Below are 12,901 nucleotides of genomic sequence, written 5' to 3' on the forward strand. Positions count from 1 at the left end.
CTCTATCCCTTCGAAGAAACGATTTCGAAACCAAACGTGACCTTTGAAGAGGCTATCGAGAACATTGACATCGGAGGACCGACAATGCTCAGGGCGGCTGCGAAGAACTTCGGGGACGTGGCGGTTGTGGTAGACCCCGAGGATTATCAAAAGATTATCAGGGAGATGGAGTCATCCAAGGGTGAAGTGAGCAGGGAGACGAAATTTAACCTTGCAAAAAAGGTCTTTGCCCATACCGCACGCTATGACACGGTGATCTCAGGTTATCTCAATGGCATCAATCCCGGCAAGAACAGCCTTACCCAAGGGTAGATACCATGAGATCATTTAAAGAGATAAAGAAACATTACGATTTCACCGAAGAGGATGAAAAAAGGCTCAGCTCTCTCAGCGGTCTCATGGCTGACAATGTTGACGGAGCCATGGAGTCTCTCGACTCCTGGATACTGACGACAAAGGAGACAGCCGTTTTTTTCGCAGAGGAGAGCAGGAGGAAAAGGGTATTTGCAGCCCACCGGTATTGGTTCATCGATCTCTTTTCAGGCAGGTACGATACCCAGTATTACGAAAGGCTGATCCGGATCGGACAGACACATGTGAGGGTTTCGGTCGATGCCCACTTTATGAACAGGGCAGTGAACATACTCAGGAACTTCTGCACGCGTGTCATTAGCGGCGCGATCGATATCGATGATGGCGAAGAGCGGACAAAGATTCTGATATCCCTCCAAAAGATCCTCGATATTAACCTTGACGTCATAACCTCTTCCTATATTGAAGAGGAGCTGAGGACATTCAGCAGGGCCTACCGCGTAAAGAATGCCCTCGTGACGTTTTCCGAAGGGTTTTCCCAGACGACGAACTTTATCCTTGTCCTTGCCCTCATCGGTCTGACACTGGGTGTCGTGGGGCTGTTCTTTTCCGACGTTTACAGGCTCATAACCGGCAATCTTGAACATGGTATAATAACAGCGCTCGGTTCGCTGCTCATCCTCTGGGTGATGGTAGAGCTCATGAACACCGAGATTGCGCACCTGAAGGGCGGGAAGTTCTATATCAGCGTCTTTATCGGGGTTGCCCTTGTCGCCTTTATCCGGGAGGCACTCATCTTGACCCTGAAGAATGAGACGCATGAGATCCATTACTATTACATTGCGCTCATTCTGGTGCTCGGCGTCGTATTCTGGCTTGTTACCAAGGCAGAGGAGAGGAGCAGGTGACATGAAGGTCCTTGTCATAGGCGGCGGTGGAAGGGAGCACGCGATCGTATGGAAACTTTCGCAGTCAAAGCACGTAGACAAGATCTACTGTTCTCCGGGAAACGCAGGCATTTCCGAGATAGCCGAATGCGTAGAGGCAGGGAGTAATGATTTTGACGCCCTCGTAGATTTTGCCAGATACGAGTGGGTTGATCTCACGATTGTCGGCCCTGAAGATCCCCTCTCAAGGGGTATTGTGGATGCCTTTGAAAGAGAGGGGCTTAAGATACTCGGCCCCACTCAGGATGCGGCCCGGTTAGAGTCAAGCAAGGTCTTCGCAAAGGATTTCCTGAAACGGTACGGAATCCCTACTGCCGAATACAAGGTCTTCAGTTCCTATCTCCTTGCTGAAGATTATGTGCGAATGAAGGGCACGCCGATTGTGATTAAGGCCGATGGCCTCGCAGCAGGAAAGGGCGTTTTTGTCGCGGCCACGATGGATGAGGCGCTGAAGGCCCTGAGGCTCATCATGAAAGAAAAGGCCTTTGGTGAAGCCGGCGACAGGGTGGTTGTTGAGGAATGTCTGGAAGGGGAAGAGGCATCGTTCATGGCATTCCTCGATGGAAACACCATCGTTCCTATGGCGAGCTCTCAGGATCACAAGAGGGTTTTTGATAATGACAGGGGACCGAACACCGGAGGGATGGGTGCTTACAGCCCGGCCCCTGTCGTTACCAAGGAGATGGAAGAGGTGGTCATGGAAAAGGTGATGTGGCCGGTCCTCAAGGGTCTGAAGGCCGAGGGAATGCGATACCGGGGAATCCTTTACGCAGGCCTCATGATAAGGAAGGCCATGCCCTACGTACTTGAATTCAATTGCAGACTCGGAGACCCAGAGACACAGCCGGTGTTAGCAAGACTTGAGACCGATCTCGTCGATATCGCCTTTGCAATGATCGATGGCAGACTTTCTGGTCTCGAAATCAAATGGAGGCCAGAGCCCTCGATCTGTGTGGTTCTTGCGTCGAAAGGTTATCCGGGCAGCTATGAGAAGGGCCTGGTGATATCGGGTCTAGATAACCTCAAGAATGAAAGGGACGTCTTTGTATTTCACGCAGGAACGTCCTTTGCAGACGGGAATCTCGTGACAGCGGGGGGGCGGGTTCTCGGCGTAACATCAGTGGGATCTGATATAAGGGATGCACGCGAAAAGGCTTACCGGGCAATAGAGAAGATCCATTTTGACGGGATGCATTACCGGAAGGATATCGCGGACCGTGCCCTGAAGAGGGCTTGAAGGTCATGGGTCGGGAAAAGAGAAGGAGACGAGTGGCAGGAGGGCCAATGAAGCCGGAGGTTCTGATCATTATGGGGAGCGATTCTGACCTCCCTGTCGTCGAGGAGACGGCGAAGACCCTCAAGGAATTCGGGATCCCCTACGAGATGACCATAGCCTCTGCTCACAGAACTCCTGAGCGCGTGCTGAGCCTCTCTGCCGGCGCAGAGAGAAGGGGGATAGTGGTGATTATTGCCGCAGCCGGCGCAGCAGCCCATCTCGCAGGGGTTGTAGCATCCCATACGGTTCTGCCTGTGATCGGCATTCCGATAAACTCATCACCTTTGCAGGGATTCGACGCGCTCCTCAGTACCGTACAGATGCCCCCTGGTATTCCGGTGGCGACCATGGCTGTGGGAAAGGCGGGGGCCAGAAACGCGGCCATATTTGCCGCGGAGATTATCGGCAGGAAGGACGGCAGTATGGCGAAGAAACTCCGCGCTTTTAAGAGACGGATGGCTGCCGAAGTGAACAAGAAGGCAGAGGCCCTTGAAAAGAGGCGCATGTGACATCTCTGCCCTGTCTCCGCCGAATTTGCTGCGTACCATGGTCGCAGAATGAAGGTCCATCTCGACTGCTTCCCCTGTTTCCTGAGACAATCCCTTATTGCCCTCAGATGCGGGACCAGAGACAGAAGGGTTCAGGAACAGATCCTCAAGGCGGTTCTGGAGGATATCCGGGAAACCGATACCTCAAGGCCTCCCGCATACACAACGAGCTTTATCCACAGAAAGATCAGGAACTTGTTAGAGAGGGACCCCTTCAGCGAGATAAAATCTGAGTATAACCAGATCGCCCTCAGACTCTATCCCTCACTCAAGAAGATCGTCAGGGAAAGCGACGATCCTCTCCGGACAGCAGTGAGACTTGCCATTGCAGGGAACGTGATTGACTTTGGCATATTCACTTCAGTCGATATTGAAGGTGCCATCGAAAGATCATTGAGCTGTCCGCCTGTCGTTGATGACTCTCTGGTGTTCAGGGGTGCCCTTGCTGATGCCGGTGAGGTCCTCTATCTTCTTGATAACGCCGGTGAGATCGTCTTCGACAGGATCCTCATCGAGACAATCCAGTCCGCGGGCAAGAAGGTGACGGCCGTTGTGAAAGGCTCTCCAGTCATAAACGACTGTACCCTTGAGGACGCCTTTGAGACCGGCCTGTCCGGGGTCTGTGAGGTTATCGAGAACGGTTCTGACGGGGTTGGGACCATTTTCGAATGGACGTCCCATGATTTCAGGCAGAGATACCGGGATGCGTCTCTTGTCCTCAGCAAGGGGCAGGCAAACTTTGAGACCCTGTCAGACCCTGAAAAGACGATATTTTACCTGCTGCAGTCCAAGTGCGAAGTGGTTTCCAAGGAACTGGGTCTGTCTCTTGGTTCTATGATCTTCTCGATATCCAGACTTGCTCTGGGCAGAAAAGACTGAGCTATCCTCTCCCTCCCGGGCGCCTGCTGCCAAAGCCGCTCCGCTCTCTCGGTCCTCTCTCCCGCTTCTCCTGCGGTTTTGCCTCACTGACAACGATGTTCCTCGAGAGAAAGCTCGTCCCGTTGAACATGGAAATAGCTTTCTGGGCCTCTGATTCGGAACTCATCTCAACGAAGGCGAACCCCCGTGACCTGCCGGTTGCAGCGTCGGTGATCATCTTCGCCGATACGACCTCTCCTGCCTTCGAGAAGAGATCCTTCAAGTCATCCTCCGATGCCTGGAACGAAATGTTCCCTACGTAAAGTTTCGTGGCCATCCTTCCTCCTGAAAATAAAATCCCAGCGCCAGAAGCCTGGGGCCGGGTCCTGAAAAGACAACGCTCCTAAGAGAACTCTTCCGCGCGCATGATCTCATGCCTATGATAGCTAAATATGCCAGTAAATACGATCTTTGTCAAGTAAATAATTCAGTCCCCTCAGGTCAATAAGGGAGGCTTGCCGTGCTTCAGGCAAGAGAACCCCTCGACTGCCGGGCGGACAATCGCCGATGATCACTTCCCGAAGCCTGCAAGAAAGACTCAAATCTCTCCGGCGAAGAAATTCGCTGTTCGTTCTCTGCCGATGGTTGAACTCGGTCCGTGGCCGGCAAGGATCTTGGTCTCCGGGGGAAGTGACATCAGTCTCTGAAAGGACCGTTTCAGCTTTTCCATGTCTCCTCCGTAGAAATCAGTTCTGCCGACGCCGCCTGCGAAGAGCGTGTCTCCTGTGATGACGACACCTTCACCAAAGAGGCAGATCCCGCCTGGGCTGTGTCCCGGCGTATGGAGTACCCTGAAGGTGAGAGTGCCAAGCCTTATCTCGTCACCCTCATTCACAAACATATCAGGCTCAGGAAGGGGATCAAGGTCATATCCCCAGAAGGCAGCCATCTCTCCGGCCGAGCGATATATCTCAAGGTCATCTTTGTGAATGACAATTTTGGCACCTGTCTCCCTTTTCACTTCCGGCAGGGCCCCAACATGGTCAAAGTGTGAATGGGTGCAGATGATATAGTCGAGATTGAGTCCTGCTGTTCTAACGGTCTCAATGATCCTGTCAGGTTCGTCCCCCGGATCGATCACCATCGCCTTCTTCATGGCATCGTCACCGATGACGAAGCAGTTTGACTGCAGGGGTCCGACAGCAATGTGCCTAATGATCATGGAAGCCTCCCCTCGTTCCCTTCAAAATCTTGAAGCGAATTTATTCTTGAAGGTCCTGTAAATATAATCCATTTCATCGCTTTTAACTAAAAAAGAGATCACGAAAAAGATGAAGGCGCAGAAGGCGAGCGTCACCGTGAGGTAGAGGGTCTTTTCAGGAAGTCTTCCGGAAGACTGCCAGAGTCTTCCCTGAAGGATGAACCACCCTGAAGCCCCCATCACGAATGACGCCCCTGATGTCTTCAGGAGAGACCGGAGTATCCTTTTCGTATCAATACGGCCCAGACGTCTCCGCAGAAAATAGAAGAGGAGCATGAAGTTCACCCCTGAGGCGATGGCATTGGCAAAGGCCAGGCCCGAATGTTTGAGGGGGCCCATCAAAAGAAGGCTCATGGCGACGTTTGTCAGCATGGCAGTTAAGGCTATCTTTACCGGCGTCCTGGTATCCTGCAGGGAATAAAAGGTCGCGGTGACGACCCTGACGCCGACGATTGCCCATATGCCGAGAGAGTAAAAGAGGAGTGCCTCTGCAGTCCCGGTTGTGGCGCTATAATCAAAGGCCCCCCTCTGGAAGAGGGTGTTCACGATCGGTTCACGAAATGCGATCAATCCTGTCATAGACGGGATGGTGACAAAAAAGAGGAGCCGCAGGGCAAAGGAAAAATCTTCCCTCAGCTTTTCGATATCGCCCTTTACGGCATGTTCCGACAAGGCAGGCAGGGCTGCCATGCCCATTGCAACGCCGAAGATCCCTACGGGGAACTGGATGAGTCTCATCGAGTAATAGAGATAGGTGATACTGCCCTGCGGGAGATAGGAGGCAAGAATTGTACTGATAAAGATGTTTATCTGGGCAACGGCCAACCCCATGGTTGCGGGCAAGATGAGCATCGACATCTTTCTCAGCCCGGGATGACTGAATGCGGTATCGAACCTAAGGTCAAAGTCTTTTCTGAAGAAAGAGGGAAGCTGGAAGATGAACTGGACAAATCCTCCGAGAGTGACACCAAGGGCGACCGAGAGTATGGGCTGTTTCAACAGCGGCACGAGAAGAAGGACTACCATGATTGTTGTGATGTTGAGGAAGGCAGGCGCAAGGGCCGGTATAAAGAAAACCCTTCGCGTGTTCAAGGCCCCCATCACCAGGGCAGCCAGACTCATAAAGAGCAGGAAGGGAAACATCGTCCTCGTGAGGGAGACGGTTAAGGAAAATTTTTCAGGTGCGCCGAGGAACCCAGGAGCAATCACCGCAACAATTGCCGGAGTAAAGATGATTCCTGCCAAACAGAGCAAGCCGACAAGGAGAAGGATGAAGGTGAAGGTGATCCTCACAAGCCGCCGTGCTTCCTCGTCCCCATGCCTCGTCTGATATTCGGTGAGGACTGGAATGAAGGCGGATGACATCGAACCTTCAGCAAAGAGTTCTCTCAGGAGATTCGGTATCCTGAAGGCCACAAAAAAGGTATCGGAGAGCCCTGTTGCTCCGAAGTACCGGGCGAGGATCATGTCCTTAAGATAGCCAAGGATGCGACTGAACAGGGTCGCAAGGGAGATCACACCTGCCGCCCTTGCTATCCTGCCTTTTCCGTTCATATCAGGCAATTATATCACAAGGGAGAAGGGGGATTTGGCAGTGTTGTAAAAATCCTGTTGCTTCCCTTACAATTCAGAGATGTCCTTTCTTGACAAAATCGCTGAGAGGAAGAGGGAACGGCTGGCGTCAGTAAAGGGCAAAGTCCGCCTGAGTGATCTCAGGTCGAGAATCGGTGACATCGAAAGATCACGGGATTTTGAAGGCGCCGTCAGGAGGGGGGCCGGCCGCATCAGGCTCATAGCAGAGATAAAGAAGGCGTCCCCGTCGCAGGGGATTGTCAGGGCTGATTTTGATCTGATCGGTATATCGCGGATTTATGAGGAAAAGGCCGTTGATGCGGTCTCCGTCATAACAGAGGAAGATTTCTTCTCAGGTAATCTCAATTATATCCCATCCGTCAAGCAAGAAGTGACAAGGCCTGTTTTGAGGAAAGATTTTATCATCGATGAGTACCAGGTGTACGAGTCGAGGGCATACGGGGCAGACGCAATTCTCCTCATAGCGGCACTGCTCACGGTATCGCAGGCGAAGGAATATCTCCATCTCTCCCGGGAACTCGGATTGTCGGTCCTCTTTGAGGTCCATGATCTCCGCGACCTGGATAAGGCATTAACGGTGGATGCAGGAATCATCGGCATAAACAACAGGGACCTGAAGACCCTTGCGATTGATATAACGACCACCTTCCTGCTGAAGAGAGCGATGCCCCCCGGCAGAATCTCGGTTAGCGAGAGCGGGATCAAGACGGGAGAGGATGTCCTGAGGCTGGAAGAGGCCGGGGTAGATGCCATGCTCATCGGCACGTCTCTTATGAAGTCGGGAGATATCGGCAGGAAGATCGATGAGTTGAGGAGCCGAACACAAACGTTGCAGTTCCACGGAGGACAGTATGAAGGAAACGAAGGTCGTACTTTCTGACAAAGAGATACCGAAGCAGTGGTACAACATCATGGCAGATGTGCCGAATCTCCCCAAGCCGCCTCTCCATCCCGGGACAAAGAAGCCCATAAGTCCTGAAGACCTTTCCCCCATATTCCCCATGGCCCTTATCGAACAGGAAGTCTCCTCACAGCGGTGGATCGACATTCCCGAAGAGGTCCTTGATATCTACACGCTCTGGAGGCCGTCCCCCCTTTACAGGGCTCACAGGCTCGAGAAGGCCGTCGGTACCCCTGCCAAGATTTACTATAAATATGAAGGCGTCAGCCCCGCCGGGAGCCATAAGCCGAATACATCGATTCCTCAAGCTTATTACAACAAGATTGCCGGCATGAAGCGAATAGCAACGGAGACAGGTGCAGGTCAATGGGGGTCGTCCATGGCCCTTGCCGGGAGTTTCTTCGGCCTTGAAGTTACGGTTTATATGGTCAGGGTGAGTTATGACCAGAAACCTTACAGACGTATCGCCATGGAGACATGGGGAGCAAGCGTCCATGCCAGTCCTTCATCGGTCACAAAGGCAGGACGGAAGATCCTCGAAACGGACCCTGAATGTCCGGGAAGTCTCGGGATTGCCATATCGGAGGCTGTTGAGGACGCTGCTACTCACAGCGACACGAATTATGCCCTCGGCTCAGTCTTAAACCATGTCCTCCTTCATCAGACGATCATCGGCCAGGAGGCAAAGAGGCAGTTTGAGATCATCAACGACTACCCCGATATTGTCATCGGCAGTTGCGGAGGCGGGAGCAACCTGGCAGGGATCAGTTTTCCCTTCCTCCACGATAAGATCAACGGCAGGGAGGTGCGGGTGATCGCTGTTGAGCCCACCTCATGCCCTACACTCACGAAGGGTCAGTTCAGGTATGATTTTGGTGATACTGCCGGTCTTACCCCCCTTCTCATGATGTACACCCTGGGACATGATTTCGTACCTCCGGGAATTCACGCCGGCGGATTGCGGTACCATGCTGATGCACCGCTCCTGTGCCAGCTTTATCATGACGGCTTGATCGAAGGTGTGGCATGCGGCCAGACTGCTGTTTTTCATGCCGCAGTAACATTTGCGAGGGCAGAGGGAATCATCCCTGCACCAGAGAGCGCCCACGCCATAGCAACCACGCTGGAAGAAGCGATGAAATGCAAGGCTGAAGGCAAGGAGAAGACGATACTCTTCAACCTCAGCGGTCATGGATATCTCGATCTGGCGGCCTATGCTGATTACCTTTCGGGCAAGCTGGAAGACTATGCGTATCCTGAAGAGTTGATCAACGAGTCCCTGGCAAAGCTGCCGGTCATCGCTTGATCGCATAATCCATAGACTCTTAGTGCCTGGCAAGCCATAACGTGTTGAGCCATCGCCAGTTGACCTGCAGTCGGCCTCTGAGGTATTGTGCTTGAAAGGCATTGTTCTTCTCCGGCATAATATCTTCTTCAACATGCCTGTGCGCTTTGCCGGCGTAATCGACGTATCCTAGCGATCTGCAGGGAGTTTAATGGTGAAAGTCAAGATCTGCGGCATAACAAACATCGGCGATGCCCTCGTTGCAGTCAACTACGGCGCTGATGCTCTCGGATTTGTCTTCTATAAAGGGAGTCCGCGATACATCTCTCCTGAGGAGGCCAGAGACATCATACTCCAGTTACCGCCCTTTGTGACAACGGTAGGCGTATTTGTTGATGAAGAACTCGATGTGATCGAAAGGACGGTGAAACATGCTTCCCTGTCCCTGGTCCAGTTGCACGGTAGCGAACCCCTTGAGATGTGTGCGATGGCGGGACGCGCCATCAAGGCCATCAGGGTGAGGGAATTGAGCGACCTCGAACCCTTGAAAAGCTGCAGGCCATCTGCCTTTCTTCTTGACACCTATTCACCCGAGGGGTACGGCGGCACAGGGCAGACCTTCAACTGGGATGTCGCAGTCGAGGCAAAGCAGTTCGGGCATGTGATCCTCGCCGGGGGGCTCACCCCTGACAATGTTGAGAAGGCGATTCAATGGGTACGACCTTATGCTGTTGATGTGAGCAGCGGGGTGGAAGCGGAGAAAGGGAAAAAGGACCACAGGAAATTGAGGCGTTTCATCGAAAGGGCAAAGAGCGCGCGGTGAACCTGCTGCTACCGTGTTGTGGTTCGTTCCTCGGAAGAGACCCTGATAACGGTTTTTACATTTCCTCTTGGGTTGAAGTCTCCGATGACTTCGAGAAATCGAGGTTTCAGTCTCTTCGTGAGTTCAGAGTATATCCTGTTCGTAACCTCTTCGTGAGATATGTATACGCCCCTGAAGGAATTCAGGTAGAGTTTCAGGGCCTTCAGTTCCACAATCTTCTTGTCGGGTACATACTGTATTCTTACCGTCGCAAAGTCAGGGTATCCGGAACGCGGACAGAGACAGGTGAACTCAGAGAAACTGATTGAGATCTCGTAATCCCTTTCAGGGGACGGATTGTCCCATATCTCCAAACTCGCCTGTTTGAGCGCCTTCTCGCCGTACCTCATGGTGAAGAATCTAACATTTTGGCTGAAAATTTGTAAAGCTGCGTCTTCGCCTGGGAAGGGAAAACTTTTTTCCTATTATTTTCAGTGACTTCGCTTTTTTGATAGGGCAAAAAGGGATTTTTTTGTTGACAAAGAGGCCTTTTTTCATTACAGTTAACCTGTATGCGTAAGAGCGGCAATATTGTCTTTCCGTTTTTCCTTGTCATCTTCTTCTTGTTAGCGGCTTCCGGCAACACATGGAGCTCTGACTCTCCCCCCGTTGAACCGTCTTCTGCCGAGCATAACAAAGGACAGACAGAACAGACCCCCCTTCTCACGCAGGGCCCTGAATCAAAACCCGAGACCGCGATGTCTGGTGGAAAATCAGAAACAAACGTCGAGTTTGTTGATGTCGCCCCCTACGAGTCCAATCCTGTGGCGGCAAAGGCTGTACGGAGTAGTATATCGCTTTTCACAGAGAGGATAAAGGAGAAATTTTCGCTCTGGCTGGCGCGATCAGGCAAATATCTTGATCTCATGAAGGAGATCATGAGAGCGAACAATATCCCTGAAGATATCGCCTTCCTCCCCCTCATAGAAAGCGGTTTCAGCACCAATGCCTATTCCGTGGCGAGGGCGGTCGGCCCCTGGCAATTCATTGCGGCAACAGGGAAACGGTATGGTCTCAAGATAGATTGGTGGCGGGATGAGAGGAAAGACCCGGTCAAGTCCACGGAGGCTGCTGCAAACTACCTGAAGGACCTCTATGGCATGTTTGGCTCATGGAACCTTGCTATGGCAGCTTACAATGCCGGTGAGGGGAATATACTCAAGGCGCTGAACAGGTCAAAGAGCGATGACTATTGGGATCTTCTGAGCACGAAGCACATAAGGAACGAGACAAAGGAATATGTGCCGAGATTCATCGCAGCGAAAATGATCGCTGACGATCCCCAGTCCTTTGGCTTTGAGAATCTGAACTACCATTCTCCCCTTGCCTACGACGAGGTGACCCTTGAGAAACCCGTCGACCTTGACGTCGTTGCACGCTGCGCTGAAGTCGGCGTCGAGACCATCAGAGAATTGAACCCTGAGCTTAGAAGATGGAGCACTCCCCCGAATGTTCTTTCCTATACGATGAGGATACCGGACGGGAAGAAAGACCTCTTTCAGAAAAACCTTGATGCCGTCCCTGAAAAAGAACGGTTTACGATTGTCACGTATGTTGTCAAGAAGGGCGACACAATCAAAAAGGTCTCGAATAAGGCAGGCGTTCCGGTCAACGTCATTCTTGAACTCAATGAAGGTTTGAAGCCGCTCAAGGTCGGAGAGAAGATCTATCTTCCGCCAAGGGACAAGTTTTTCATGGACAGGGACGACAAGGCGACGGTGAAAAAGGCCACCCTTAAGAAACCGAAGAAGAGCAGGGGAAGGCTTGGTGGCAAGAAGGTCCTTGTAACCTCTCTGCCGAGAAAAGACGGGTACGTCAATAATTAGCCTGTAGGACCGATCTTTTTGCCGTGGTGCCGACACGCTATGGCATGAAGTATTGAACAACATACCGTATTGCAAGAAAGACAATCACCGCGCCAAGCATGAGTTTTAGGAACCTCTGCGGGACAAATTTTTGAAATCTTGCCCCGAAGTACATCCCGATAAACCCTCCGAGGCCGAAGAGAACCCCCAAAGGCCAGTCTGGCATCGCAGCGATGCCCTTGCCCGCAGGGATGAGAGTGAAGAAGAGCGCACCTGCAACTGAGGTCATGAACGTCGCCATCAGGGCAGCACCGGCAACAGTATAAACGGGCAGGTGAAAGACCGTAACACAAAAAGGAGCGATAATCGAGCCGCCTCCAATCCCGTAGGCTCCCCCGATGATCCCGACAATGAAGGCCAGGCCAAACATCTCTATGGTATTGAAGGAGAACCGTTCACCTCTGAATTCATATGCGACGCGTGTAAGACTTAGGGAGATCGTTCTGACCACAGCGTCCCGGGTAAGTACAGGTACCGGCCTCAACGCCTCCTGCCTCTTCCCCGCTTCTCCTCTTGCCCGAAACCTCTCCTCCGGAGATGGGGAGCCTGAAACAACACCCCTTCTCGTGTCTTTGATGAACTCACGAAGGAGCCGGAGGCCTGTGAAGAGCAACACAGAGCCCACAAAGAGCTTGAAGGCCCTCGGGTCCGGAATGTAATGGACCCTCGCGTAGTAGCCGAGAAATACCCCGGGAAGTGTGCCTGCGATGACCACCCATGTCAGGGGCCACGCCATGCGGCCCTCTTTGATGTAGCGGTACACGCCGCTGGGAATAGCAAAGATGTTGAAGACATGGTTTGTGCCGCTCACAGAGGGAGCTGTGTAGTTGAGAACGCTCATCTGGAAGGGGAGAAGGAGAAAGGCGCCGGAGATGCCCCCCATTGAGGTAAGAAAGGAGATTACCATTGCAACAAGCGGCGGGAGAAAGAGATTCGTTTTAACGCCGGAGACGGCGAACAGAAAATCCATGGGTCCTCCACATTCTCGATGGCCTCGGACGACGGTCAATTCTACACTGTTAACTCTGCCTGTTTCAAGAAAGCGATATCCCAGGTAGTGTCAAGCTTTTTGTGTAAATTCCTTTAAGAGCTTTTTCCCCCACTGTTCGTTCAGGTGATTCAATACCGCATATACGATCCTTTCAATGCTCTGGTCATGATTGAAGCAACTCATGGGCCTTGTCCTCCGCCTC

Annotated in this window: 14 protein-coding genes; 9 read left to right on the forward strand and 5 right to left on the reverse strand. The window is 52.3% G+C overall.

All coding sequences use genetic code 11. From position 1 onward, the window contains the following. The 5 genes from purH to VFG09_15340 form a co-directional block, all read left to right on the forward strand. Nucleotides 1–312 (forward strand): bifunctional phosphoribosylaminoimidazolecarboxamide formyltransferase/IMP cyclohydrolase (purH, locus tag VFG09_15320; protein ID HET6516522.1); only part of this gene is annotated, 312 nt, incomplete at its 5' end. 5 nt (nt 313–317) lie between these two features. Beyond that, entirely contained in the window at nt 318–1,220 is a 903-nt protein-coding gene (locus tag VFG09_15325; GenBank protein HET6516523.1) for a protoglobin domain-containing protein, read from the forward strand. 1 nt (nt 1,221) lies between these two features. Further along, nucleotides 1,222–2,496, forward strand: a complete 1,275-nt coding sequence (gene purD / locus VFG09_15330; GenBank protein ID HET6516524.1) for a phosphoribosylamine--glycine ligase — start codon at nt 1,222–1,224, stop codon at nt 2,494–2,496. A gap of 47 nt (nt 2,497–2,543) precedes the next feature. Beyond that, the gene (purE, locus tag VFG09_15335; GenBank protein HET6516525.1) at nt 2,544–3,044 is read left to right on the forward strand and encodes a 5-(carboxyamino)imidazole ribonucleotide mutase; all 501 of its coding nucleotides are present in this window, start codon (nt 2,544–2,546) and stop codon (nt 3,042–3,044) included. Nucleotides 3,045–3,092: 48 nt separating this feature from the next. Beyond that, nucleotides 3,093–3,962: an ARMT1-like domain-containing protein gene (locus tag VFG09_15340; GenBank protein ID HET6516526.1), complete on the forward strand. Its 870-nt coding sequence runs from the start codon at nt 3,093–3,095 to the stop codon at nt 3,960–3,962. A 1-nt stretch (nt 3,963) separates the two neighbouring features. Here VFG09_15340 and VFG09_15345 read toward each other — a convergent pair whose 3' ends face one another. From VFG09_15345 to murJ, 3 genes are all read right to left on the reverse strand, one after another. Continuing rightward, nucleotides 3,964–4,278, reverse strand: a complete 315-nt coding sequence (locus tag VFG09_15345; protein HET6516527.1) for an RNA-binding protein — start codon at nt 4,276–4,278, stop codon at nt 3,964–3,966. Nucleotides 4,279–4,539: 261 nt separating this feature from the next. Beyond that, nucleotides 4,540–5,163 (reverse strand): MBL fold metallo-hydrolase, encoded by a 624-nt coding sequence (locus tag VFG09_15350; protein ID HET6516528.1) that lies wholly within the window; start codon nt 5,161–5,163, stop codon nt 4,540–4,542. Nucleotides 5,164–5,184: 21 nt separating this feature from the next. After that, nucleotides 5,185–6,756 (reverse strand): murein biosynthesis integral membrane protein MurJ, encoded by a 1,572-nt coding sequence (murJ, locus tag VFG09_15355; protein HET6516529.1) that lies wholly within the window; start codon nt 6,754–6,756, stop codon nt 5,185–5,187. Nucleotides 6,757–6,835: 79 nt separating this feature from the next. Here murJ and trpC point away from each other — a divergent pair, with 79 nt between their 5' ends. The 3 genes from trpC to VFG09_15370 all read left to right on the forward strand — a co-directional run bounded on the left by trpC (nt 6,836) and on the right by VFG09_15370 (nt 9,804). Continuing rightward, entirely contained in the window at nt 6,836–7,675 is an 840-nt protein-coding gene (gene trpC, locus VFG09_15360) for an indole-3-glycerol phosphate synthase TrpC (protein HET6516530.1), read from the forward strand. Continuing rightward, nucleotides 7,647–9,002 (forward strand): TrpB-like pyridoxal phosphate-dependent enzyme, encoded by a 1,356-nt coding sequence (locus VFG09_15365; protein ID HET6516531.1) that lies wholly within the window; start codon nt 7,647–7,649, stop codon nt 9,000–9,002. Before trpC ends, VFG09_15365 begins: the two co-directional genes overlap by 29 nt. Before the next feature lie 190 nt (nt 9,003–9,192). Further along, nucleotides 9,193–9,804, forward strand: coding sequence for a phosphoribosylanthranilate isomerase (locus tag VFG09_15370; protein HET6516532.1), 612 nt, complete (start codon nt 9,193–9,195; stop codon nt 9,802–9,804). An 8-nt stretch (nt 9,805–9,812) separates the two neighbouring features. Here VFG09_15370 and queF read toward each other — a convergent pair whose 3' ends face one another. Then, nucleotides 9,813–10,193 (reverse strand): preQ(1) synthase, encoded by a 381-nt coding sequence (gene queF, locus VFG09_15375; GenBank protein HET6516533.1) that lies wholly within the window; start codon nt 10,191–10,193, stop codon nt 9,813–9,815. A gap of 348 nt (nt 10,194–10,541) precedes the next feature. Here queF and VFG09_15380 point away from each other — a divergent pair, with 348 nt between their 5' ends. Next, nucleotides 10,542–11,669 carry a transglycosylase SLT domain-containing protein gene (locus VFG09_15380; protein HET6516534.1) on the forward strand — a complete coding sequence of 376 codons (1,128 nt, stop codon included), beginning with the start codon at nt 10,542–10,544 and terminating at the stop codon, nt 11,667–11,669. 37 nt (nt 11,670–11,706) lie between these two features. Here the strand turns inward: VFG09_15380 and VFG09_15385 are convergent, their stop codons facing one another. Next, nucleotides 11,707–12,678, reverse strand: coding sequence for a sulfite exporter TauE/SafE family protein (locus tag VFG09_15385; protein HET6516535.1), 972 nt, complete (start codon nt 12,676–12,678; stop codon nt 11,707–11,709). Nucleotides 12,679–12,901 lie beyond the last annotated feature (223 nt).

This window comes from Thermodesulfovibrionales bacterium (assembly GCA_035686305.1).
Lineage (GTDB): Bacteria > Nitrospirota > Thermodesulfovibrionia > Thermodesulfovibrionales > UBA9159 > DASRZP01.

Coding starts and splice junctions, on each gene's coding strand:
- VFG09_15370 (HET6516532.1), top strand. CDS start 9,193: ATGGTGAAAGTCAAGATCTGCGGCATAACAAACATCGGCGATGCCCTC.
- VFG09_15345 (HET6516527.1), bottom strand. CDS start 4,278: ATGGCCACGAAACTTTACGTAGGGAACATTTCGTTCCAGGCATCGGAG.
- purE (HET6516525.1), top strand. CDS start 2,544: ATGAAGCCGGAGGTTCTGATCATTATGGGGAGCGATTCTGACCTCCCT.
- VFG09_15365 (HET6516531.1), top strand. CDS start 7,647: ATGAAGGAAACGAAGGTCGTACTTTCTGACAAAGAGATACCGAAGCAG.
- trpC (HET6516530.1), top strand. CDS start 6,836: ATGTCCTTTCTTGACAAAATCGCTGAGAGGAAGAGGGAACGGCTGGCG.
- purD (HET6516524.1), top strand. CDS start 1,222: ATGAAGGTCCTTGTCATAGGCGGCGGTGGAAGGGAGCACGCGATCGTA.
- queF (HET6516533.1), bottom strand. CDS start 10,193: ATGAGGTACGGCGAGAAGGCGCTCAAACAGGCGAGTTTGGAGATATGG.
- VFG09_15325 (HET6516523.1), top strand. CDS start 318: ATGAGATCATTTAAAGAGATAAAGAAACATTACGATTTCACCGAAGAG.
- VFG09_15350 (HET6516528.1), bottom strand. CDS start 5,163: ATGATCATTAGGCACATTGCTGTCGGACCCCTGCAGTCAAACTGCTTC.
- murJ (HET6516529.1), bottom strand. CDS start 6,756: ATGAACGGAAAAGGCAGGATAGCAAGGGCGGCAGGTGTGATCTCCCTT.
- VFG09_15340 (HET6516526.1), top strand. CDS start 3,093: ATGAAGGTCCATCTCGACTGCTTCCCCTGTTTCCTGAGACAATCCCTT.
- VFG09_15380 (HET6516534.1), top strand. CDS start 10,542: ATGTCTGGTGGAAAATCAGAAACAAACGTCGAGTTTGTTGATGTCGCC.
- VFG09_15385 (HET6516535.1), bottom strand. CDS start 12,678: ATGGATTTTCTGTTCGCCGTCTCCGGCGTTAAAACGAATCTCTTTCTC.